Below are 20,985 nucleotides of genomic sequence, written 5' to 3' on the forward strand. Positions count from 1 at the left end.
GTCCACGTTGATTTACTCCCTCTCCCCTTGAGGGGAGAAGGAGTAAAAGCCGTCGTCATGGCAGACGGCTTTGGCGCATCTTGCCGGCTTCGTTTTGCACAGCTGGCGAACTTATCTTCTACCGATGGCGGAGCGCACGATGAACCTATCCGACATGCTGAATATCGGCCTCATGCAGGGCTTTGCCGGCCTGAGCCTGTTCTCGGTGCTGCTGCTGATGGCGCTGGGCCTGGCCATCATCTTCGGCCAGATGGGCGTAATCAACATGGCCCACGGCGAGTTCATGACGATCGGCGCCTACACCATCTTCCTGGCTTCCACGCTGACCGAGCGCCTTGCGCCGTCGTGGATGCCTTACTACTTTCCGCTGGCGATCGGCGCGGCGTTCGCCCTTGCGTTCTGCGCGGGCTGGCTGGCCGAATGGGCGCTGATCCGTCACCTCTATCGCCGCCCGCTCGATACCCTTCTCGCAACCTGGGGCCTGTCACTCGGCATGCAGCAGACCTTCCGCTCCACCTTCGGCCCCAAGGAGGTCAGCCCCACCCTGCCCGAATGGCTGATGGGTTCGTGGGCACCGGCGCAGGGGCTGGATATTCCCATCAACGGCATGTTCGTGATGGCGCTGACGCTGTTCGTCACCGGCATGGTGTGGCTGGCGCTGTACCGCTCGCGCTGGGGCCTGCGGGTGCGCGCCACCACGCTCAACCGCGCCATGGCCAACGCGGCCGGCATCAACACGCGGCGCACCGACCGCCTCACCTTTGCCATCGGCTGCGGCATCGCCGGCGTGGCGGGCGCGGCATTTACCACCATCGGCTCCACCGGGCCCACCAGCGGCTCGCTCTACATCGTCGACTCCTTCCTGGTGGTCACATTCGGCGGCGCGGCGAGCCTGCTCGGCACGGTGGCGTCGGCCTTCGGCATTGCCCAGGCGCAATCGATCAGCGAGTTCTTCCTCACCGGCTCGATGGCGCGCGTGCTGACGCTGCTGCTGATCGTGACGATCCTGATGATCCGCCCGCAAGGCCTGTTTGCGCCGGCGGTGCGGCGTTGACAACACCCCTCAACAAGACGTTAAGCACTGCACAGGAGCTTGTGATGTCACCCTCCTCTTCCGCCGCGCCTGCGGCACGCCGATTTCTGCGCGGCGAACTCGCCGGCCACCTGGTGCTGGCCGTAGTGCTGCTGGTGATCATGCCGCTGGCGCTCGACGTGTTCCGCCTCAACCTCGTCGGCAAGTACCTGAGCTACGCCTTCGTCGCCATAGGCCTGGTCATGCTGTGGGGCTACGGCGGCGTGCTGAGCCTTGGCCAGGGCGTGTTCTTCGGCCTGGGCGGCTACGCCATGGCGATGTTCCTTAAGCTCGAAGCGTCCGACGTGAAGAGCACCGCGATCCAGTCCACGCCCGGCATTCCTGACTTCATGGACTGGAACCAGATCACCGCGCTGCCTTGGTGGTGGGAGCCGTTCCGCCACCTGCCCCTCGCGCTGGCCGGCGTGATCGCGGTGCCGGTGGCGCTCGCCTTCATCGTCAGCTTTGCCATGTTCCGGCGGCGCGTGGGCGGGGTGTATTTCGCCATCATCACGCAGGCGGTGGCGCTGATCCTCTCGGTGCTGATCATCGGCCAGCAAGGCTTTACCGGCGGCGTGAACGGCATCACCGATCTCAAGACCATGCTGGGCTGGGACATCCGCAGCGACAGCGCCAAGGTGATCCTGTACTTCGCCAACGTGGTGCTGCTGTTCGGCGCCATCGCCCTGTGCCGCTGGATCCAGCGCAGCAAGCTCGGCGTGCTGCTGCTGGCGATGCGCGACAAGGAAGACCGCGTGCGCTTCTCCGGCTATGACGTGGCAATGTTCAAGGTCTTCGTGTTCTGCCTGGCGGCGGCGCTGTCCGCGGTGGGCGGCGCGCTGTTCACGCTGCAGGTGGGCTTCATGTCGCCGTCGTTCGTCGGCATCGTGCCCTCCATCGAGATGGTGATCTACGCGGCGGTGGGCGGGCGCATGAGCCTGGTGGGCGCGGTGTGGGGCACGCTGCTGGTCAACTTTGGCAAGACGTATTTTTCCGAGAGCTTCCCCGACCTGTGGCTGTTCCTGATGGCGGCGCTGTTTATTGGCGTGGTGGTGGCCTTCCCCGACGGGCTGGCCGGGCTCTATAGCAAATACATGTCGCGGCGCAAAGCCGTCGCAAGCCCGTCGCAGCCGGCCAATTCTGCCAATTCGGCCGAGCCGGCCACGGCGACGCCGCCCGCCGAAGACATCCCCGGCCGTACCGCTTGAAGCCATCCGTCCGAAGCGAGGAAGACACCATGAGCAATACCGATTTCATGCTGGCGGTGGAGGACCTGACCGTGTCCTTCGATGGCTTTCGCGCCATCGACAAGCTAACGCTCTATGTGGATCGAGACGAACTGCGCGTGATCATCGGCCCCAACGGCGCCGGCAAGACCACGCTGCTCGACCTGGTCTGCGGCAAGACCCGCGCCACCGGCGGCAGCATCAAATTCCGCAACCGCGAGATGACCGGCCTGCCCGAATACCAGATCGTGCGCGCCGGAGTGGGCCGCAAGTTCCAGACACCCTCCATCTACGAGAACTTGAGCGTGTTCCAGAACCTGGCCGTGTCGTTCCCCCGCAGCCGTGGTGTGTTCGGCGCGCTGAGCTTCCGCACCACGCCCGAGGTGCGCCAGCGCGTGGCCGACGTAGCCGCCGAGATCGGCCTGGCCGATGCGCTGGAGCGCGAAGCCGCGCAACTCTCGCACGGACAGAAGCAGTGGCTGGAGATCGGCATGCTGTTGATGCAGGAGCCGCAACTGCTGATGCTGGACGAGCCCATTGCCGGCATGAGCGTGCGCGAGCGCGAGCAGACCGCCGAGTTGCTCAAGCGCATCAGCCGAGGCCGCGCGGTGATCGTGATCGAGCACGACATGGACTTCGTCAAGCGCATTGCCGACAAGGTCACCGTAATGCACCAGGGCAAGATCCTCGCCGAAGGCTCGATGGAGCAGGTGCAGAACGATCCGCGCGTGATCGACGTTTATCTTGGCCACTGATCTGACACCAAACCCTAGGAGAGCAGCATGCTCACAGTCGACAACGTGGTCGTGAACTACGGCCAAAGCGAAGCGCTGCACGGGGTGTCTTTCGCCGCCGCGCAGGGCGAGACGATCGCCATCGTGGGTCGCAACGGCATGGGCAAGACCACGCTCTTCAAGGCCATGATCGGCATGCTGCCCGTGCGCTCCGGCCAAGTCTGCGTGGATGGCCGCGACGTGGCGCAGGACGAAAGCTACCGTCGCGTGCGCGCGGGCCTGGCCTACGTGCCGCAAGGCCGCATGATCTTCTCGCACCTCACGGTGGAAGAGAACATCCTCACCGGCATGGAGCAAGGCAGGAGCCGCCGTATCCCCGAGGATATCTTCGCCATGTTCCCGGTGCTGTTCGACATGCGCCGGCGCAAGGGCGGCAACCTCTCCGGCGGGCAACAGCAGCAACTGGCGATTGCGCGCGCGCTGGTGGCCAACCCCAAGGTGCTGCTGCTGGACGAGCCTACCGAAGGCATCCAGCCATCGATCATCAAGGACATCGCGCGTGCGCTCAACGAGATCCGCCGCACGCGCGACATCACCATCGTCTTCTCCGAGCAGGTGCTCAGCTTTGCGCTCGACGTGGCGGACCGCTTGCTGGTGATCGAAGGGGGCCGCTTCGTGCACGAGACGCACCGCGACGGCACCGATGTCGAGCGCATCCGGCAACTGCTGTCGGTCTAGGCAGCGGCGTTTTTCTGCGATTGCTTCACCTTCCTCACCTTCTTCACCTTCTTCACACCCAACACCCATCAGGAGGCATGTCATGACGGACACACTGATCAAGGTCGATCTGGCCGAATCCCCGTACGAGAATCCCAACGTCCACAATCGCTGGCACCCGGACATCCCGATGGCCTGCTGGGTCAAGCCTGGCGAGGACTTCATCCTGGAAACCTACGACTGGACCGGTGGCTTCATCAAGAACAACGACTCCGCCGACGACGTCCGCGATATCGATCTGTCCATCGTCCACTTCCTGACCGGCCCCGTCGGCGTGGAAGGCGCCGAGCCCGGCGACCTGCTGGTGGTGGACCTGCTAGATATCGGCGCCAAGGCGGAGAGCCAGTGGGGTTTCAACGGTTTCTTCTCCAAGCAGAACGGCGGCGGCTTCCTCACCGACCATTTCCCGCTCGCGCAAAAATCCATCTGGGACTTCCACGGCCTCTACACGTCCTCGCGCCACATCCCCGGCGTCAACTTCGCCGGCCTGATCCACCCTGGCCTGATCGGCTGCATGCCGGACAAGGCGCTGCTGGAGACGTGGAACAAGCGCGAGATCGACTTCATCGCCACCGAACCCGACCGCGTGCCGCCGCTGGCCAACCCGCCCTTCGCCGCCACCGCCCACATGGGCCGCCTGCAAGGCGACGCACGCGACCAGGCAGCTGCCCACGGCGCCCGCACCGTGCCCCCCCGCGAACATGGCGGCAACTGCGACATCAAGGACCTCTCGCGCGGCGCCAAAGTGTATTTCCCGGTCTATGTCGATGGCGCCGGCCTGTCGGTAGGCGACCTGCACTTCTCGCAAGGCGATGGCGAAATCACCTTCTGCGGCGCCATCGAGATGGCCGGCTGGGTGCATATGCGCGTGTCGCTGATCAAGGGCGGCATGGCCAAGTACGGCATCAAGAACCCGATCTTCAAGCCCAGCCCCATCACGCCCAATTACAACGACTACCTGATCTTCGAAGGCATCTCGGTGGACGAAGCCGGCCAGCAGCATTACCTGGACGTGCATGTGGCCTATCGCCAAGCCTGTTTGAATGCCATCGAGTACATGACCAAGTTCGGCTACTCGCGGGCGCAGGCCTATTCGATCCTCGGGACGGCGCCGGTGCAAGGGCACATCAGCGGCGTGGTCGACATCCCCAACGCCTGCGCCACGCTGTGGCTGCCGACGCAGATCTTCGACTTCGATATCCGACCTAGCGCGCAAGGGCCCGTCAAACACATCGGGGGCGATGTGGATCTGCCGATCTCGCAGGACGTGTGATGCCCTGCCGGACGCGCCATCGCGCGATGGCGTGCCCGGCTGCCTGTCATGAAACAACTAGCGGAGAGTGCCGGATGCCGACCTACGATTACCGCTGCCAGGATTGCGGCGTATTTGCCGTGATGCGGCCCATCGCTCGGCGCGATGAGCCTTGCGCTTGCCCGTCATGCGGCAGCTTCTCTGAACGGGCGCTGGTTGCGGCGCCATCGCTGGCCAGCATGCCGGCCGCATCGCGGCGAGCGCATGCGATTAATGAACGCAGTGCCGCTGCGCCGAGGGAGTCGGCGCGCGGTGGGCATGGGGCGGGGTGTGGCTGTTGTGGGAAAAAGGTGAACCTGGCCGGGGCGCCGGCGGCGGCGGCAAATGCGCCGAAGGGGAATCCTGCCGGGCGTCCTTGGATGATCAGCCACTAGCTGCCAGTGCCGGTCGGGCGGATGTGATTGGCCTGCGCTTGGGCTAGATCCGCCCCGCAAACGCTTGAAGCACGGTTGCCAACGCAATAGCCTCCTGCGCCGAAAGCTCCACGGGGTCATCATGTTTAGCAACCACCTTGATCTGGATGGACGAATCTTGCTCGATCCAGATCCTTATCGAACCATCGCTCGATTCGAAGTAGTCTTCATCTGACATCTTATGCATAGCCATTGATCCTTGTTGCAAGAGCAGCCAGCTCACATCTCGTCCACCGCCGTGGTCGCCGTCACCACGCCCGCTTCCTTCTCCATCGAGAACCGATCCCGCGTGGTGACGTAGAAGCTGGCCCCGAATCGTCCCACCGGAAAGTAGTTCTGCAGCCGCACGCGCCAGGCCTGCGTATCGATCAGATCGTCGCGCGCATGCAGCCGCAGCACGCGGCCTATGAAAATCTGCCGGCTGGTCGTCTCCAGCGTTTCCCACAGGGTGCACTCGAACGCCACCGGCGCCTGGGCAATTCGCGGCGGCGCCACCGCGCTCGATGGCAGCGACGTCAACCCCACGCGTGCGAGCTCGCTCTGCTCCGGCGGCAAGCGCTCGCCGCAGCCATGCATCTTCTCCGCCATCGCTTCATCGCTCAGGTGCACGACAAACTCCCCGGTGCGCACGATATTGGCCGCGGTGTCCTTGAGCGCGCCGTCGTGCAGGCGGTTGATGCTGATCATCACGATGGGCGGCTCCTCGCCCAGCATGTTGAACATCGAGAACGGCGCGGCATTGACGGTGCCGTCTTCCGACAGCGTGGTGACCAGTGCGATCGGGCGCGGCACGATCAGGCTGGCCATCAGCTTGTAGCGCTGGTATTCGGTGATGGCCTCGAAATCGATTTCCATGCTTGTTTCCTGTGATTCGGCCTTACTCCCCGGCCAGGCCCAGCATCTGCGCAAGGCTCTTCTCGCCCTGCATGCGGGACGTTTCGATGCGTTGCTCCAGCTCGCGCAGGTGCGACTCCATCCGTTCGACGGCGCCGGTGGCGTCGCGCCGCTCGATGCAGTCCACGATGGCGGCGTGCTCGTCGTGCTCGCAGGGCGCATGGCCCGGCGGCTCGTACAGGCCGACGATCAGCGAGCAACGCGAGACCAGTTCAGTGAGGTAGCGCTGCAGCACGGGGTTGCGCGCGAGCGCGGCGATGCGCAGGTGAAAGCCGCTTGCCAGCCGCGCCCATGAGGGCTGGTCGAAGCGGTGCATGGCCTCGTGCTCGGCGGCCAGTTGCTGGCGTAGCTCGCGCAGGTCGGCGGGCGTGACGCGAGCCACGGCGAGCTCCACCAGCACGCGCTCCATGGCGCGGCGCGCTTCGAAGATCTGGCTGGTCTCGGCCGGCGTGGGCTCGGCGATGACCGCGCCCTTGTTGGGGCGCAGGTCGACAATGCCATCGTGCGCCAGTTTTTCCAGCACGCGGCGCACTACCGCGCGGCCTACGCCAAACAACTGGCACAACTCCGGCTCTGGCAGCTTGGTGCCGGGCGTGAGCCGGTGGTTGAGCACGCCATCGAAGATGGACTGGTAGATGCGCGCGTCAGCGTCGCCGCCGAGCTCGGCGCCGGCGTCCTTCGAGGTTGCAGCAACGGGCGCCGCGTCGGGCTTCTGTCTGACGGCTTTTGGCGTTGCCGCTTTCGGCTGGGCGGTGCGGGGCGAGGCGATGCGAGGCATGACGTTGGTCGGGGACATGGAGCGCATGATGTTAGCGCGAAGCGGCGGCCAGCGGCGCCACTTGGTCGAGGTGGTCGCAAATTGCGCCGGGCGTGGTGAACCACACCTTGCCCTGCCGGCGGCTGCAGGCGATATGCGCCAGCGCGCGGCGCAGGTGGCGCAGGCGATACGGCTGGCCCACCAGGTAGGGATGCAAGGCAATGCCCATCACCAGCGGTTGCGGATGCCGCGCGTGGCAGGCCTGCGCCAGCATCTCGTCGAATTGGTCGATGATCATGTCGGCGAAAGCGCTGCCGTCCAGATGGCGGCCCACGATCATCGGGATGTCGTTGAGCTCCTGCGGATAGGGAATCGACCATAGCGGGCCGCCGCGCGTTTCCATGCGCACCGGGCGGTCGTCGTGGCACCAGTTGAGCGTGTAGCGGTAGCCGGTCTCGGCCAGCAGGTCGGGCGTGAGTGCGGTCTCGGCGATCCAGGGCGACAGCCAGCCCGATGGCGCGGCGCCTGCGTGCGCGGCGATGCGCTCGCGGCAATGCAGCAGCAACGCGCGCTCGCCGGCTTCGTCCAGGTCGCTTTGCCGGCGTGCGTTGGTGTGGCCGTGCCCGATCAGTTCGTCCCCGCGTGCCAGGCAAGCGCTGACCACCTCAGGGCAATGATCGTAGAGCGCGGTGTTGATCAGCACGCCGGCCGGCAGCGCCAGCTGGTCGAACAACTCCAGGCAGCGCCACACGCCCACGCGGTTGCCGTACTCGCGCCAGCTGTAGTTGAGCACGTCGGGCTGCGGCGCGACCGGTCCCAGGTTGGCACCCAGCCCCTCGCCAAAAGCGAAGTGCTCGATATTGAAGCCCAGGTAGACCGCGAGGTTGGCGCCGCCGGGCCAGCGGTAGGCGTCCACATCGGTGATGGGCCGGTAGCCAAAGCGCCCGTGCGTGCGCAGCGGCCCGTACTCGGGGCCGGGCGCCGCACCGTGGGGGCCGCCGGGTGCCTGGGCGGCGGAAGGAGTCGGGTTATGCGTCATCTTCTGGATCGCCTCAATGCGTCTTTGCCAATGCAGGGGAACCGCCAGCGCCGGCCATGCCCCGCTTTGGCGCCATCCGGGGCATCGGGGGGACATCCGGGGGCATCCGGCACCGACATCGTGCAGGCATGGCACCGGGTTGATCGTATGCAAGTTGTCATGCATATCGTTCGCAAAAATTAGGCCATATCGTAGACACATTGATTTCACTATCGCTGAACGATATTCGAGTGGTTTGTCGACGTATGGCATGGCTCTTGCGAGCGGGACACCACGCGTCGCCGACCCTTCCCTCTTGCCGCATTCCTTTCCGGAGAACCGCCATGTCCACCGTCTCACGCCGCGCCCTGCTCGCCGCCACCGCCATTGCCGCCTGCGCCATGCCGGCCCTGCCCGCGCTGGCCGCCGACACCATCAAGATCGGCTTGGTCACCGCGTTGTCCGGCCAGTCCGCCCGCGCTGGGGAGTCGCTCACGCGCGGCATGACCATCGCCATCGACGAGATCAACGCCAAGGGTGGCCTGCTGGGCGGGCGCAAGCTGGAGCTGGTGCGGCGCGACGATGAAGGCAATCCCGCCAAGGGCGTGCTGGCCGCGCGCGAGCTGATCTACAAGGAGAAGGTGGCGGTGCTGTTCGGCGGGCTGGACACGCCGGTGTCGATGGCCATCGTGCCGGTCGCCAACCAGGAGAAGGTGCCGTTCATGGGCCCGTGGGCAGCGGGCACGCCGATCACGCGCAATGGCGCCAACCCCAACTACGCCTTCCGCGTCTCGGCGGTCGATGAGGTCGTGGACAAGGCCATGCTGCAATACGCGCAGAAGCGCTTCAATGCCAGCAAGCCCGGCCTGATCCTCGTCAACAACCCCTGGGGCGAATCGAACGAGAAGGGCATCGTGGCGGCGCTGTCCGCCAAGGGCATGAAGCCCGCGGGCATCGAGAAGTTCGAGGCCAATGACGTGGACGTGGTGCCGCAGCTCGGACGCCTGAAAGCGGCCGGCGCCGACGTGCTGTTCATGGTCGGCAACGTGGGGCCGTCGGCGCAGGTGGTCAAGTCGCTGGACCGCATGGGCTGGAAGGTGCCGGTGGTATCGCACTGGGGCCCCGCCGGCGGACGCTTCACCGAGCTGGCCGGACCTAATGCCAGGAACGTGCACTTCGTGCAGACGTATAGCTTCTTCGGCTCGCCCTCGCCGGTCAGCACGCGCGTGGTGGCGGAACTCAAGGCGAAGTACAGCGACATCAAGGGGCCGGACGACATCACGCCGGCCGTGGGCGTGGCCAATGCCTACGATGCCACGCAGCTTGCCGCGCTGGCCATTGCGCGCGCCGGCTCGACCAAGGGCGACGCGGTACGCGAGGGCTTCTACAAGATCGACCGCTATGAAGGCCTGATCAAGACGTATGTGAAGCCGTTTTCGCTCGAGTCGCACGACGCGCTCAGCGAGAACGACTATGTGTGGGCGCAGTTCATCGACAACCGGATCGTGCCGGTGGCGAAGTAAGCGGTCATTTCAACAAGGTGCTGGCGTCACAACAAGGACTCACCATGTTATGGATCTCCGCCCTGATCAGCGGCCTCGGCCTGGGCAGCATGTACGGCCTGATGGCGCTCGGCTTTCACATTACCTACGCGGTCTCGGCCACAGTCAACTTCGCGCAGGGCAGCTCGATGATGCTGGGCGCGGTGCTGACCTACACCTTCGCCCAGACGCTGGGCTGGCCGATGCCGCTGGCGGTGGTGCTGGCACTGGCGCTGTGCGCGCTGTACGGGCTGGCGGTGGAGTTCCTGGCGGTGCGCCCGTTTGCCAGCCGCGGCTCCAACGCTTGGCTGATGGCCACGGTGGCGCTGGGCATCGTGCTCGATAACGTGGTGATGCTGACCTTCGGCACCGAGCCGCGCAGCCTGCCCTCGCCGCTTGCCACCTCCGCGATGCGGCTCGGCGACACGGGCCTCGGGGTGTATCCGCTGCAGTTGCTGATCCCGGTGATCGGGCTTGCGCTGGCCGGCGTGCTGCACCTGGTGCTGCGCCGCTCGCGCTGGGGCGTGGCGATGCTGGCGGTGGTGCAGAACCGCGACGCCGCGCGGCTGATGGGCATTCCGATCCGGCGCCTGGTAGCGGCGGCGTTCGCGCTGTCCACGCTGCTGGCCGGCATCGCCGGCGTGCTGATCGCGCCGCTGTTCAACGTGCAGTCCGACATGGGCACGGTGTTTGGCCTCAAGGCCTTCGCCGTTGCCATCCTGGGCGGGCTCGGCAGCGCCTGGGGCGTGATGGTGGCGGGCCTGATCTTCGGCGTGGCGGAGGCGCTGGTGACGGCCTCGCTCGGCTCCGGCTACACCCAGATCATCACCTTCTCCCTGGTGATCCTGCTGCTGGCCATGCGGCCGGACGGCTTGTTCGGACGCGCGGAGGTGCGCAAGGTATGAACGATTCCACGCTGACATCCACGCGCGGTGGCGCGCCGCGCACCGCCTCACCGCACGCCGCGCCTGCGAGCGCGCGCTCGCCGCTGCTGGGCCTGGGCACGCCGCTGCAGGTAAGCGCGATGGCGCTGGCCCTCATCGTGGCCGGTGCCGCCGCGCTGCTGGTCAACGGTTACTTCGTCTTCGTCATCGCCGGGGTGGCCATGCTGGCGATCTGCGGCGTGGGCCTGAACCTGCTGCTAGGGCTGACGGGGCAGATCTCGTTCGGCCACGTGGCCTTCTATGCCATTGGCGCGTACACCGTGGCCATCCTCACCGGCCCGGCCGGCTGGAGCTTCTGGGCGGCGTGGCCGGTGGGCGCATTGATCGCCGCGGTCACTGGCGCCCTGCTGGCGCTGCCGGCGTTGCGCGTGAAAGGGCCCGGCCTGGCGATGGTGACCATCGCCTTCGGCTTTATCGTGGAGCACGGCGCGGTCGAGTGGCGCGCGCTCACCGGCGGGCAGAACGGCCTGATGGGTATCGCCCAGCCTTCGCTGCCGGGCGTGGATGGCGGCGAGCGCGCGCTCGCGCTGATTGCGCTGGCGGTGCTGGCGATTGCCCTCGCGGCCTATGCGCGGATTTCGCGCGGCGCCTGGGGCGCGGCCATGCGCGCGGTGCGCGACAGCGAGACGGCGGCGGCGTCCATCGGCATCGATCCTCTCGTGGTCAAGACCGTGGGCTTTGCCTTCTCGGCCGCGCTCGCCGGGCTGGCCGGCGGCCTGTTCGCGCCGCTGCAGGGCATGGTCACGCCGGGCATGTTCTCCTTCCTGCAATCGATCCTGTTCGTGCTGGTGGTCATGATCGGCGGCGCGGGCACGGTGGCCGGGCCGGTACTGGGCGCGGTGGTGGTGGGCGTCTTGCCGGAGCTGCTGTCGAGCCTGGAGAACCTGCGCCTGCTGTTTTTCGGCGGCCTGCTATTGCTGGTCCTGTGGGTTGCGCCGGGCGGCATCGCCGGTGTGATCGGCCAGCTATGGCAACGCGCCCGTGCGCGGCATCGTGCCTCGGGTGAAGGTGCCGATGCCAGCTTGCCCGCCTTCCCCTCCCTGGCCGCCCTGCCCGCCGCCAGGCAGCGCGGGCTTTCCGCGCAGGGCTTGTCCATGGTGTTCGGCGGCGTGCGCGCGGTCGACGATCTCTCCTTCGTCATGCCCGCCGGCGCGGTGACCAGCCTGATCGGCCCCAACGGCGCGGGCAAATCCACGGTGCTCAATCTGTTGTCCGGCTACTACCGCCCGCGCGCCGGCGGCCGCAGCCTGGGCCAGGCCGCGCTGCCCGCGCGCGGCGCCTGCCATAGCGCGCGCAACGGCATCGCCCGCACCTACCAGACCTCGCAGCTGTTCGCCGGCATGAGCGCGGCCGACAACGTGGCCATCGCCTTGCGGCGCGGGCGGCTTGGCGCGCTGCTGGGTATCGCGGGCTTCACCGCGCCGGCGGTGCGCCAGCAAGCGCTGGACCTGCTTGCCGCGTGCGGCTATGCCGGCGACCCGGACGCCTGTGCGGCAGGCCTGGCGCACGTGGACCAGCGCCTGGTGGAAATTGCGCGCGCGCTGGCCACCCGCCCCGCGGTGCTGCTGCTCGATGAGCCCGCCGCCGGGCTGTCGCGCGAGGACAAGGCGCGGCTGGGTGCGTTGCTGCGCAGGATTGCCGACAGCGGCATTGCGGTGGGGCTGGTCGAGCACGATATGTCGCTGGTGATGGACGTGTCGGACGGCATTGTCGTCATCGATGCCGGCCAGCATCTGGCGGCGGGCACGCCGGCGGCCATCCGCAGCGATCCGCACGTGCGCCGCGCCTACCTGGGCGAGGCCACGGTGTTGCCCGGGCAAGACAGCGCCCAGGCAGCCCGCCCGCGCAAGGTGCCGTCCGACGCGCTGCGCGAAGTGCTGGGTGTAAATGCACTCAGCGCGGGCTACGGCGCAGCGCCGGTGCTGCACGACGTGGCGCTGCAGGTCCGCGAAGGCGAATTGGTGGCGCTGCTGGGCGCCAACGGCGCGGGCAAATCCACCTTGATGCGTGCGCTGTCTGGCCTGCACCGCCCGGTGCAGGGCGGCATCACCTTCGACGGCGTGGACCTGGCGCGGCTGGACGCCGAGCGCATCGCGGTCATGGGCGTGGTGCTGGTGCCGGAAGGCCGGCAGGTGTTCCCCGAGCTATCCGTGCTCGACAACCTGCGGCTGGGCGCGTTTCCGTCCGGTCCGCTGTCCCATATGGAAATGGTCAAGCGGGTCGAAGCCATGCTGACCCGCTTCCCGCGGCTGCGCGAGCGCCAGCATCAGCGTGCCGGCCTGCTCTCCGGCGGTGAGCAGCAGATGCTGGCGATCGGGCGCGCGCTGATGTCGAACCCGCGCGTGTTGCTGCTCGACGAGCCATCGCTGGGCCTGGCGCCCAAGGTGATCGCGGAGCTGTTCGCCTCGCTGGACCAGCTGCGCGAGGCCTCGATCAGCATCTTGCTGGTGGACCAGATGGCCGCGCTGGCACTGGCGCTGGCCGATCGCGGCTATGTGATGGAGGAAGGCCGCGTAGTGGCCAGCGGGCCGGCGGACGAACTGGCGCGGGATCCCGCGCTGGCGCAGGCGTACCTGGGCGGGCACTGAACCCGGCGGCGAACCGCTCAGCCCGCCGGCTGCGCCTCGCCGTCGAACAGGTGCAGGAAGCGATCGAGGATCAGCAGGTGATCCTCGAACATCTGCCCTTCCAGCGCCAGCAGCTCCTGTTGCGGCACCCAGCGCACCGCGGCGGCGTCGTCTGCGGCGGCCACGGCAGGCAGCGCATCGAGCGGCAGGTCGAAGAAGAAAGCGTGGGTCAGCGTGCGCCCGCGCTGGCTGCGCTCGGGATGATCGAACAACGCCTGGTCGCGCAAGGATTGCTGCAACGCCGACTTGGGCAGCCCGAAGCGCGTCTCCTCGTCGAGCTCGCGCAGCACCGCGTCGGCCACGCGCTCATGCTGGTCGAGGAAACCGCCGGGCAGCGCCCAGGCGCCGCGGCCGGGCTGTCCGCCGCGGCGGATCAGCAGCACCTGGCCGCAGCAGCGCACCACCGCATCCACGGTCACGAAGACCGGCGGATACGGCGCGGCGGCCCAGCGGCGGCTGTGGTCCTGCAGGAAGCGGTACTCGGCCAGCAAGGCCGCAAATGCTTCGCGCCCGGCGAACTCACGCAGGAAGGCGGCCACCGGCTGCGGCAGCACGCTCTGCAACCCCTCCAGCCCGCCCTGCTGCTCGAACCATTGCCGGCGCACGTCGGCGGCGTTGAGCTGCCCGAAGCTGGGCTGCGGCACCAGTTCCCACCCGGGAAAGTCATTCAGGTAGCCCGACGAGGCATCCTTGAAATGCCCGAACAGGCCAACGCGCGGCGTGCCTTGCGCGCAAGCCTCGATCGCCGCGCCCGCCACGGCGCGCACCGCCGCTGTCCAGCGCGCGCTTTCGTAGTAGTCGCGCACCACCACAAAGCGCAGGTCGGCAACGCGCGCGGCGTCCCATGCCGCGACGGCGCCCTCGATCATCTGGCGACGCTCATCCGCGGAAAACGGATTCTTGACAGTGCGGGCGCCGCCGGCGGAACCCAGCACCACGATCACCGTGCTGGCCTGCGCCAGCGCCTGGCGCAACATGGCGAAGTGACCATTGTGGAAGGGTTCGAAACGGCCGATATAGACCAGGCAATCGAAGGGGACAGTGCTCGGCGGCTGGGTCGGTTCGGTCTGGTTCGTCGGGTAGATCATTTCAGCTCGCAACACATGCATAGCGGCAGCGCGCCTTCTTGCTGCCGGAACTCGCGCGACGCGCGTACTTCCGGCGGCAGGCGATCCGCCGAGATCAGCGAGAAGCCGTAGCGGGCAAAGTAGCTGGGGCAACTGGCGCTCAGCAACACGGCGCGCGTGCAGCCGTTGGCGCGGGCGCGCATGAGCACGGCGGAAACCATATGGGAGGCGATGCCGCGATCGCGATAAGGCGGCAACACAGCGACCGAGCGCACGACCACGGTGTCGCCATAGCCTTCGGCGCCAGCACAACCGACAATGCCGCCGTCGAGCACCGCAATATGGAACAACGCCAGCGAGGGATCGAGATCGGCGCTGGCGAGGCCACATGCTTCAAGGACTTCCGCGATTGCCGGCCAATCGGCCGGTTGTGCGGCGCGGATACGCAGATCTCTTGTCATTGCAATTATCTCCCCGCCACGCACGATGGCGGAGGTTGTCATGGATGGACTGCGCTGACTTCACACTACATGATTCGAGCGACTTGTTCCAGCGGGGAAAACGGCATAAGCAGCGCCTTATCCACCGAATGAATGAGGCGGGGCCAAGTCAAAATAGCTTGACGGGAAAGGGAAAGAACAAAGGGAAATGGAAAGGAGCGCGAAGCATCGCGGCGCCCGGCTGCATGGCGCGATCCCCCTGGCCATGACAGCAATACTGGAGGCGGGGGAACGGAATTGAACCGCCGTGTACGGCTTTGCAGACCGTCGCATAACCACTCTGCCACCCCGCCGCTGCCGGGACGCCGCGCTTTGGCGCCCGCTTACAGTGCGGGGCGCAGTTTAGCCGGAAATGAGAAACTCTGCACGGGGCGCACAACGGCGCCCGCACGCTTGCCGAAGGCCGGGGCGATCAGCGCGAAAGAATGGACATGGTGATCCGGGAGACGCACACCATCTTGCCTTCTTCGTTGCGGATCTCGATGGCCCATACATGGGTGGTGCGGCCGATATGCACCGGCGTGGCGGTGCCGGTGACATAGCCCGTGCGCGCCGCGCGCACATGGTTCGCATTGATGTCGAGCCCGACACAATATTGGGTCTCGCTATCCAGGCACAGGCTGGCGGCGCAACTGCCCAGGGTCTCCGCCAGCAGTACCGAAGCGCCGCCGTGCAGGATGCCATGCGGCTGCACGGTGCGGCGGTCCACCGGCATGCGTGCACTGAGCGAAGTCTCGCTGATCTCGGTGAACTCGATGCCCAGTTGCTCGACAGCGGTGTCCTTGTGGCGAGCCTGGAGGTCTTTCAGGGAGGGGGGTGATTTCCACAGCATGCACGGTCTCCGATTGGTTTGTGCTGCATTCTAAAGGCAGTAGTCCGCGGACGTTCGCGGGGCGGCGCGTGCCCGGCCGATTCGGGGCGGCCACGCTTGGGCCATCGATGTATCGGATCCCACTGTGCAACGGCGCCACAAACTCTTGCCAGGCAACGCATTCGGGTGATCGGATGTTGCGGTTAAGCGTTAAACTGGCATGCGCAGCATGGTTAACATGCACCTAAAATCACATTAATGCGCGAGCCAGCCTGGCACGGTTGCGCTGGCGGCACTCGATTACCAGGCGCTCAATTCGGCCCGAGCTTCAACCAGAGTTCCATGACGTCGTTTACGTATGACGCAGTTCTAGCGGACGAGCCCCCTGAATGGCCATCCTCCGACCGGAACCCACTGTTATCCGCCGGGGGATCGGCGCGGGATGCCTGGGCATTGCTCGAGGCTTCGGGCGCGCTCGCCCTGCAGATCGATGTCGCGGGCAACATCATCCTGGCAACCGAAGCCTCGGCGCAGTTGCTTGCCTATCCCCGGGAATACCTTCTTAAATCCTCGATCCTGGATGTCGTCTCGTTCGAGCAGCGCGAGCAGCTCGCCGGGCTGCTGCGTGCCTGCGAGCAGGAAGCGCCGTGCAAGACCGGCCGCATCCGCTTCTCCGGCGGCGTCGGCGAAAGCCGCTGGCTGGACCTGCGCGTGTGCCGCCATGCCGACGAGGACGGCAACCCGAGCTTGCTGCTGTTTGGCTACGACGTGACCGACTGGGTCGACAACGAAGAACGGCTCATCGAGGCGTCCTTTCGCGACCCGCTCACCGGCGTAGGCAACCGCGCCATGGTGCGCGAACGCATTGCCGGGTACTTTGCCGAAGATGGCACGGCAAAGGCGCCATTTGCGCTTGCCCTGATGGACCTCGACGGGTTCAAGAAGGTCAACGACTCGCTCGGCCATGAATTTGGCGACGCCTTGCTCAAGCAAGTCAGCGTGCGGCTGCTCGGGGCGGTTCGCCCGACGGACATGGTCGCGCGGCTGGGCGGCGATGAGTTCGTGCTGCTGCTCGACGGGATCGCCTCGGAAGCGGCCGCCATCGGCATCGTGGAGAAGGTGATCCATGTCTGCAGGCAGCCTTTTCACCTGGCCGGTTGCCAGATCCGCGTCACCACCAGCCTGGGGCTCACCTTCGGCACGCTGGCCCATCAGTCCGAGTCGCAATTGCTCAAGCGTGCGGACCTGGCCATGTATGACGCCAAGGCGCAGGGCAAGAATCGATACTGTGTCTACACGCCGGAGCTGGAGCATCGGCTGGACGAGCAGTTCCGGATCGAACAGAACATGTTCGAGGCCGTCCAGAACGGCGAGTTCCTGCTTCACTACCAGCCGATCGTGTGGCCCGGCTCCGGCAAGGTCTGCGCGGTCGAGGCGCTGATGCGGTGGCAACACCCGACGGGGTCCATCCCGCCGGGCGTGTTTATCCCGGTTGCGGAGCATAACGGCCTCATCAACCATCTCGGGGCGTGGGCGCTGCGCTGCGCCTGTGCGCAGCTGGCCAGCTGGGACGCGCTCGGGCTGGACGTGGGATACATATCGGTCAATGTCTCTCCGGTCCAGTTCAGGCACCCCGGCTTCGCGGACAGCGTCAGGCGGGCCATCAAAGATGCCGGCGTCAGCTCGCACCGGCTGGTCCTGGAAATCACGGAAGGCGCGTTGATGACCGACCCCGAGGCAGCGCAAGACTTGTTGACGGAGTTGCGCGCATTGGGCGTGCGGTTCGCGGTCGACGACTTCGGCACGGGGTATTCCAGCTTGTCGTACCTGCGCCGCTTCCCGCTCTCGGCACTGAAGATCGACCAGAGCTTTGTGGCCGACATGATGGACTCCCCGCATGCGCGGACCATCGTGTTTGCCGTGTTGTCGCTCGCGCGGGAACTCGGGCTGGTGGCCATCGCCGAAGGCGTGGAGTCGGACGAGCAAAGCCAGTTGCTGGCCGAGCAAGGCTGTGAGCTGGTGCAGGGCTGGCGCTATGCAAAGGCAATGAGCCCGGCCCAGTTCGTGGACCTGGCGCAAGCCGGCACGCTGCAGCTTGGCAATGCCCAAGTGTTCTCGAAGTAGGCGCCGCCATGTCAAACAATGAAAGCAATACGCTCTTCGAGACACTATGGAGCCGCATGGCGCAGCAAGGGGATTTCCCCACGCTGCAGTTCTGCATCGACAACGTTTTCAAGACGCTCAACAGCGACACCAGCGTCGGCGAGATGGCTGCGGGCGTGCTCTGCGATTTCAGCTTGTCGCAAAAGGTCATACGCCTGGCCAACTCCGCCATGTATCGCTCGTTCGGGGGCGAAGTCACGACGGTGTCGCGCGCCATCCTGGTCCTGGGGGTTGAAGCGATCAGCCACCTCACGCTCGGGGTCCAGTTGCTGGACTATTTCTCCGGGGTAGCCATCAACCGGCCGCAGGCCACCACTGAACTGAAGCAGGCCCTGATCGCCGGCGAGTTCACGCGCGCGCTCAGCAACGCCCAAGGCATCAGGCAGGCGGAAGAAGCCGTGGTCTGCACGTTGATGCACCACATGAGCCGCCTGCTTCTGGTCTTCTACTTTGCCGAGGAGTGGGAACAGATCCAGGCCCTGTGCAAGGGCGATTCCGAGAAGGAAAGCGAAGCGTGCCAGCAAGTGCTGGGCGTCACCCTCGAAGACATCGCGGCAGCGGCGGCGATCAAATGGAGGTTGCCCAGCCTGATCGCGACGTCGATGCGCTGCCAGCGCTTCGACTCGGATTCGGTGCTGGAATCCCACGCCGACTGGCTGGGCGCGATTGCCAACATCTCCTCCCGGGCCGCCACGCTGGTGGCAAGGGACGCGCCGCAGGAAGAGGTCCAGGCCTTGCTGCTGGATCACGCCGAGGCACTGGGCCTGCAAGCAGGTGCGGTGGATGGCGCAGTCCTGCAGGCCCTGGCACTGAACGTCTCCATGACCAATGCGGAGTCACCCGAAGCGGCCAAGGCCACCCCCGCCCTGAATGCCGGTAAGCCGAAGGATGCCCTCAAGCGCCTTCAGCAAAGCCTGCAGGAAGTACAGCGCGAGGGCGGCGAGCTGCCGGTCTCCGAGCTGGCGCCGCTGGTGCTCGAATCGGCCATGCGGGCGCTGAACTTCTCGCATTGCTTCCTCATGCTGCTCAACCCCATGGCGAAGCGTTTTGGCGCACGGGTTGGATTTGGCGAGGGCATGCGCGAGAAGATGGAAGCGCTATCCTTCGAAGAGGGCTTCGTCCCCGATATCTTTCACTTCGCCGCCATCGGCAACAAGCCGCTGCTGTTCGAAGACTCCTTTGACAAAGAGGTGGCGCACCGCGTGCCCCGCTGGTATCGGGAACAGATGCCCGATGCCCGCTCCATCCTGCTGGCGCCCGTGATGATCAAGAATCGCTGCGTCGCCATGATCTGCGGAGACTGGGGCCCGACGGCCTGCACGGGCGGGCTGTCCGATGGAGAGATGGAAGCCATCAGCCTGCTGACGCGGGAGATCTCGGCGAGCTTCCTCAGGTCTGCCGAGCACAGGTAGGCGCGGTGCTGGCCGCAGGCATTGTTACCCCCGGATTGAAAAATTAGGATGAGGATGATTTTTTCGGAGATTTCGCTGGAGCAGCTGGATAGCCTCTCGGCACAGGACGCCGACGCACTGCCCTTCGGCACCATCGGCTTTGCGTCGACGGGCATCGTCGAGCGTTACAACGCCACCGAATCGCGGCTCGCGGGATTGTCCCCGGAACGGGTGCTCGGCCGGCATTTCTTTGCCGAGGTGGCCATCTGCATGAACAATTTCATGGTGGCCCAGCGCTTCGAGGATGCCGATTCGCTGGACGAAACCATCGACTATGTCCTCACCCTGCGCATGCGCCCCACGCCGGTCAAGCTCCGCTTGCTCAAGAGTCCCGGCCGCGACCGGCTCTATGTGCTGATCCAGCGATAGGCGCGCCATGGCAATGGCACATCCCGGGGAGAGCCAGGGCGACCTGGCCGCTCTCGCGGCCGAGAACGAGGAATTGCTGACCTTCCTCTATATGTCTCCGGCAGGCATCCTGCGCATCGACGCAGCCGGCAACGTGGCGATGGCAAACCCCAAGGCAGCCCAGGTGTTGATGCCCATCTCGCGCACGGGCAGCCTGGACAATCTCTTTGCCGTATTCGAGGACCTGGCTCCTGAGCTAAGGAGCATGGCGGCCACGTTCGCGCATGAGCGCGGCTATATCTGCGAGAACCATCGCATCTTCCTGCCCACGCGCAAACAGCAGGAGCCCAATGTCCTGTCCTGCTCCATGCTGCGCGTCGCCCAGGACTGCACGATGGTGGTGCTCACGGACATCTCGAAGGTGGTCGCGCAGGAGCGCAACCTCAAGCAGACCGAATCCTGGCTCGCCGCGGTCTATTCGGCGGTGAATGATTTCGCGTACTTCTCCCTGGACGCCACCGGCCGGATCGACAGCTGGAACCAGTCCGGCCAGCGCCAGACCGGCTTCGAAACGCAGGACGTGGAAGGCGCCACGCTGCGCCTGTTCTGCCATCCGGACAGCGACTTCCCCGCGCGGCTCGACGAGCAGCTCCGGCTCACGCGCGAAAGCGGCTGGCATGTGGAAGAGCTATGGTGCGTCACCCGTGACGGCCGGCGTTACTGGGGCCAGTTGCTGGTGGCGGCACTGGAGGAGATCGACGGCAAGGTTTCCGGCTACTCGGTCGTGCTGCGCGATGTCACGGAACGCAAGCTCAGCATCGACAAGGTCAAGGAGCTGCTCACCAGGGACCATCTGACGGGGGCCGCCAACCGCGGGCATTTCTTCGACGTCGGCGAGGCAGAAGTGGTGCGTGCCCGGCGCCTGCGGCAACCCTTGTCGGTCGTCATGCTGGACGCCGACCATTTCAAGGCCATCAACGACAACCTCGGCCACGCGGCGGGCGACCATGTCCTCAAGGAACTGGTCGCCTGCTGCCAGGGCGTGCTGCGCGCCATCGATATCATTGCCCGGCTGGGCGGGGAGGAGTTTGCCCTGCTGCTGCCGTCGACCGATGCGGATGGCGCCAGGGCGACGGCACAGCGCATCCGGCAAGCGGTGGAGCAGCACGCGTTCCACTTCAATGGCGTGGACATCCGCTGCACGGTAAGTCTGGGTTGCGCCACGCTGCCTGGCGCCGGGGGCACGCTGGACGATGTGCTGGCAGCGGCCGACAAGGCCCTTTACCAGGCCAAGGCCGCGGGCAGGAACTGCGTGGCGAGCCAGGACTGA

Annotated in this window: 20 protein-coding genes and 1 tRNA gene; 13 read left to right on the top strand and 8 right to left on the bottom strand. The window is 66.1% G+C overall.

Annotated features, from left to right (window positions below):
- Positions 1 to 139: 139 nt before the first annotated feature.
- The 6 genes from urtB (at position 140) to AC1Q7Q_RS15880 (ending at position 5,495) form a co-directional block, all read left to right on the top strand.
- Positions 140 to 1,054: an urea ABC transporter permease subunit UrtB gene (gene urtB / locus AC1Q7Q_RS15855; protein WP_492374776.1), complete on the top strand. Its 915-nt coding sequence runs from the start codon at positions 140 to 142 to the stop codon at positions 1,052 to 1,054.
- 44 nt (positions 1,055 to 1,098) lie between these two features.
- Positions 1,099 to 2,280 (top strand): urea ABC transporter permease subunit UrtC, encoded by a 1,182-nt coding sequence (gene urtC / locus AC1Q7Q_RS15860; protein WP_492374775.1) that lies wholly within the window; start codon positions 1,099 to 1,101, stop codon positions 2,278 to 2,280.
- A gap of 29 nt (positions 2,281 to 2,309) precedes the next feature.
- Entirely contained in the window at positions 2,310 to 3,053 is a 744-nt protein-coding gene (gene urtD / locus AC1Q7Q_RS15865) for an urea ABC transporter ATP-binding protein UrtD (RefSeq protein WP_492374774.1), read from the top strand.
- Positions 3,054 to 3,080: 27 nt separating this feature from the next.
- A complete protein-coding gene (urtE, locus tag AC1Q7Q_RS15870) occupies positions 3,081 to 3,770 on the top strand; it encodes an urea ABC transporter ATP-binding subunit UrtE (protein ID WP_492374773.1) in 690 nt (229 codons plus the stop codon).
- A gap of 82 nt (positions 3,771 to 3,852) precedes the next feature.
- A complete protein-coding gene (fmdA, locus tag AC1Q7Q_RS15875; protein WP_492374772.1) occupies positions 3,853 to 5,082 on the top strand; it encodes a formamidase in 1,230 nt (409 codons plus the stop codon).
- Positions 5,083 to 5,156: 74 nt separating this feature from the next.
- Positions 5,157 to 5,495, top strand: coding sequence for a zinc ribbon domain-containing protein (locus AC1Q7Q_RS15880; protein WP_492387185.1), 339 nt, complete (start codon positions 5,157 to 5,159; stop codon positions 5,493 to 5,495).
- A 43-nt stretch (positions 5,496 to 5,538) separates the two neighbouring features.
- Here the strand turns inward: AC1Q7Q_RS15880 and AC1Q7Q_RS15885 are convergent, their stop codons facing one another.
- The 4 genes from AC1Q7Q_RS15885 to AC1Q7Q_RS15900 are packed head-to-tail and all read right to left on the bottom strand — an operon-like array spanning position 5,539 to position 8,224.
- Positions 5,539 to 5,721: a hypothetical protein gene (locus AC1Q7Q_RS15885; RefSeq protein ID WP_492374770.1), complete on the bottom strand. Its 183-nt coding sequence runs from the start codon at positions 5,719 to 5,721 to the stop codon at positions 5,539 to 5,541.
- 32 nt (positions 5,722 to 5,753) lie between these two features.
- Positions 5,754 to 6,389, bottom strand: a complete 636-nt coding sequence (locus tag AC1Q7Q_RS15890) for a flavin reductase family protein (RefSeq protein WP_492374769.1) — start codon at positions 6,387 to 6,389, stop codon at positions 5,754 to 5,756.
- A gap of 22 nt (positions 6,390 to 6,411) precedes the next feature.
- Entirely contained in the window at positions 6,412 to 7,224 is an 813-nt protein-coding gene (locus AC1Q7Q_RS15895) for a GntR family transcriptional regulator (protein WP_492374768.1), read from the bottom strand.
- A 13-nt stretch (positions 7,225 to 7,237) separates the two neighbouring features.
- Complete coding sequence (locus tag AC1Q7Q_RS15900) at positions 7,238 to 8,224, bottom strand: polysaccharide deacetylase family protein (RefSeq protein WP_492374767.1); 987 nt, start codon at positions 8,222 to 8,224, stop codon at positions 7,238 to 7,240.
- 323 nt (positions 8,225 to 8,547) lie between these two features.
- Here AC1Q7Q_RS15900 and AC1Q7Q_RS15905 point away from each other — a divergent pair, with 323 nt between their 5' ends.
- From AC1Q7Q_RS15905 to AC1Q7Q_RS15915, 3 genes are read left to right on the top strand one after another with little or no spacing between them, the layout of a single operon-like run.
- Positions 8,548 to 9,726 carry an ABC transporter substrate-binding protein gene (locus AC1Q7Q_RS15905; protein WP_492374766.1) on the top strand — a complete coding sequence of 393 codons (1,179 nt, stop codon included), beginning with the start codon at positions 8,548 to 8,550 and terminating at the stop codon, positions 9,724 to 9,726.
- Between the two features lie 44 nt (positions 9,727 to 9,770).
- Positions 9,771 to 10,649, top strand: a complete 879-nt coding sequence (locus tag AC1Q7Q_RS15910) for a branched-chain amino acid ABC transporter permease (protein ID WP_492374765.1) — start codon at positions 9,771 to 9,773, stop codon at positions 10,647 to 10,649.
- A complete protein-coding gene (locus AC1Q7Q_RS15915) occupies positions 10,646 to 13,276 on the top strand; it encodes a branched-chain amino acid ABC transporter ATP-binding protein/permease (RefSeq protein WP_492374764.1) in 2,631 nt (876 codons plus the stop codon). Before AC1Q7Q_RS15910 ends, AC1Q7Q_RS15915 begins: the two co-directional genes overlap by 4 nt.
- Before the next feature lie 17 nt (positions 13,277 to 13,293).
- On the opposite strand, the gene AC1Q7Q_RS15920 is transcribed toward AC1Q7Q_RS15915, so the two are convergent.
- From AC1Q7Q_RS15920 to AC1Q7Q_RS15935, 4 genes are all read right to left on the bottom strand, one after another.
- Positions 13,294 to 14,403, bottom strand: a complete 1,110-nt coding sequence (locus AC1Q7Q_RS15920; protein ID WP_492374763.1) for a bifunctional nicotinamide-nucleotide adenylyltransferase/Nudix hydroxylase — start codon at positions 14,401 to 14,403, stop codon at positions 13,294 to 13,296.
- Positions 14,400 to 14,843, bottom strand: a complete 444-nt coding sequence (locus AC1Q7Q_RS15925; RefSeq protein WP_492374762.1) for a GNAT family N-acetyltransferase — start codon at positions 14,841 to 14,843, stop codon at positions 14,400 to 14,402. The genes AC1Q7Q_RS15920 and AC1Q7Q_RS15925 overlap by 4 nt, the downstream gene beginning before the upstream one ends.
- 257 nt (positions 14,844 to 15,100) lie before the next feature.
- Positions 15,101 to 15,175: transfer RNA gene (locus AC1Q7Q_RS15930), tRNA-Cys, on the bottom strand.
- 119 nt (positions 15,176 to 15,294) lie between these two features.
- Entirely contained in the window at positions 15,295 to 15,714 is a 420-nt protein-coding gene (locus tag AC1Q7Q_RS15935; protein ID WP_492374761.1) for a hotdog fold thioesterase, read from the bottom strand.
- Positions 15,715 to 16,035: 321 nt separating this feature from the next.
- Here AC1Q7Q_RS15935 and AC1Q7Q_RS15940 point away from each other — a divergent pair, with 321 nt between their 5' ends.
- The 4 genes from AC1Q7Q_RS15940 to AC1Q7Q_RS15955 are packed head-to-tail and all read left to right on the top strand — an operon-like array spanning position 16,036 to position 20,985.
- A complete protein-coding gene (locus AC1Q7Q_RS15940) occupies positions 16,036 to 17,817 on the top strand; it encodes a putative bifunctional diguanylate cyclase/phosphodiesterase (protein WP_492374760.1) in 1,782 nt (593 codons plus the stop codon).
- An 8-nt stretch (positions 17,818 to 17,825) separates the two neighbouring features.
- Positions 17,826 to 19,268: an HDOD domain-containing protein gene (locus AC1Q7Q_RS15945; RefSeq protein ID WP_492374759.1), complete on the top strand. Its 1,443-nt coding sequence runs from the start codon at positions 17,826 to 17,828 to the stop codon at positions 19,266 to 19,268.
- A gap of 48 nt (positions 19,269 to 19,316) precedes the next feature.
- Complete coding sequence (locus tag AC1Q7Q_RS15950) at positions 19,317 to 19,676, top strand: phosphonate transporter (protein ID WP_492374758.1); 360 nt, start codon at positions 19,317 to 19,319, stop codon at positions 19,674 to 19,676.
- Between the two features lie 7 nt (positions 19,677 to 19,683).
- Positions 19,684 to 20,985 (top strand): sensor domain-containing diguanylate cyclase, encoded by a 1,302-nt coding sequence (locus AC1Q7Q_RS15955; protein ID WP_492374757.1) that lies wholly within the window; start codon positions 19,684 to 19,686, stop codon positions 20,983 to 20,985.

It is taken from the genome of Cupriavidus sp. GW823-FHT07A04 (genome assembly GCF_058794615.1).

Excerpts from the sequence above, each read along its gene's own strand:
- AC1Q7Q_RS15950 (WP_492374758.1), top strand. The coding sequence starts at position 19,317 with ATGAGGATGATTTTTTCGGAGATTTCGCTGGAGCAGCTGGATAGCCTC.
- urtE (WP_492374773.1), top strand. The coding sequence starts at position 3,081 with ATGCTCACAGTCGACAACGTGGTCGTGAACTACGGCCAAAGCGAAGCG.
- AC1Q7Q_RS15890 (WP_492374769.1), bottom strand. The coding sequence starts at position 6,389 with ATGGAAATCGATTTCGAGGCCATCACCGAATACCAGCGCTACAAGCTG.
- urtC (WP_492374775.1), top strand. The coding sequence starts at position 1,099 with ATGTCACCCTCCTCTTCCGCCGCGCCTGCGGCACGCCGATTTCTGCGC.
- AC1Q7Q_RS15910 (WP_492374765.1), top strand. The coding sequence starts at position 9,771 with ATGTTATGGATCTCCGCCCTGATCAGCGGCCTCGGCCTGGGCAGCATG.
- AC1Q7Q_RS15905 (WP_492374766.1), top strand. The coding sequence starts at position 8,548 with ATGTCCACCGTCTCACGCCGCGCCCTGCTCGCCGCCACCGCCATTGCC.
- AC1Q7Q_RS15895 (WP_492374768.1), bottom strand. The coding sequence starts at position 7,224 with ATGTCCCCGACCAACGTCATGCCTCGCATCGCCTCGCCCCGCACCGCC.
- fmdA (WP_492374772.1), top strand. The coding sequence starts at position 3,853 with ATGACGGACACACTGATCAAGGTCGATCTGGCCGAATCCCCGTACGAG.
- AC1Q7Q_RS15955 (WP_492374757.1), top strand. The coding sequence starts at position 19,684 with ATGGCAATGGCACATCCCGGGGAGAGCCAGGGCGACCTGGCCGCTCTC.
- AC1Q7Q_RS15925 (WP_492374762.1), bottom strand. The coding sequence starts at position 14,843 with ATGACAAGAGATCTGCGTATCCGCGCCGCACAACCGGCCGATTGGCCG.
- urtB (WP_492374776.1), top strand. The coding sequence starts at position 140 with ATGAACCTATCCGACATGCTGAATATCGGCCTCATGCAGGGCTTTGCC.
- AC1Q7Q_RS15885 (WP_492374770.1), bottom strand. The coding sequence starts at position 5,721 with ATGCATAAGATGTCAGATGAAGACTACTTCGAATCGAGCGATGGTTCG.
- AC1Q7Q_RS15920 (WP_492374763.1), bottom strand. The coding sequence starts at position 14,403 with ATGATCTACCCGACGAACCAGACCGAACCGACCCAGCCGCCGAGCACT.
- AC1Q7Q_RS15935 (WP_492374761.1), bottom strand. The coding sequence starts at position 15,714 with ATGCTGTGGAAATCACCCCCCTCCCTGAAAGACCTCCAGGCTCGCCAC.
- AC1Q7Q_RS15900 (WP_492374767.1), bottom strand. The coding sequence starts at position 8,224 with ATGACGCATAACCCGACTCCTTCCGCCGCCCAGGCACCCGGCGGCCCC.
- AC1Q7Q_RS15880 (WP_492387185.1), top strand. The coding sequence starts at position 5,157 with ATGCCGACCTACGATTACCGCTGCCAGGATTGCGGCGTATTTGCCGTG.
- urtD (WP_492374774.1), top strand. The coding sequence starts at position 2,310 with ATGAGCAATACCGATTTCATGCTGGCGGTGGAGGACCTGACCGTGTCC.
- AC1Q7Q_RS15945 (WP_492374759.1), top strand. The coding sequence starts at position 17,826 with ATGTCAAACAATGAAAGCAATACGCTCTTCGAGACACTATGGAGCCGC.
- AC1Q7Q_RS15915 (WP_492374764.1), top strand. The coding sequence starts at position 10,646 with ATGAACGATTCCACGCTGACATCCACGCGCGGTGGCGCGCCGCGCACC.
- AC1Q7Q_RS15940 (WP_492374760.1), top strand. The coding sequence starts at position 16,036 with ATGACGTCGTTTACGTATGACGCAGTTCTAGCGGACGAGCCCCCTGAA.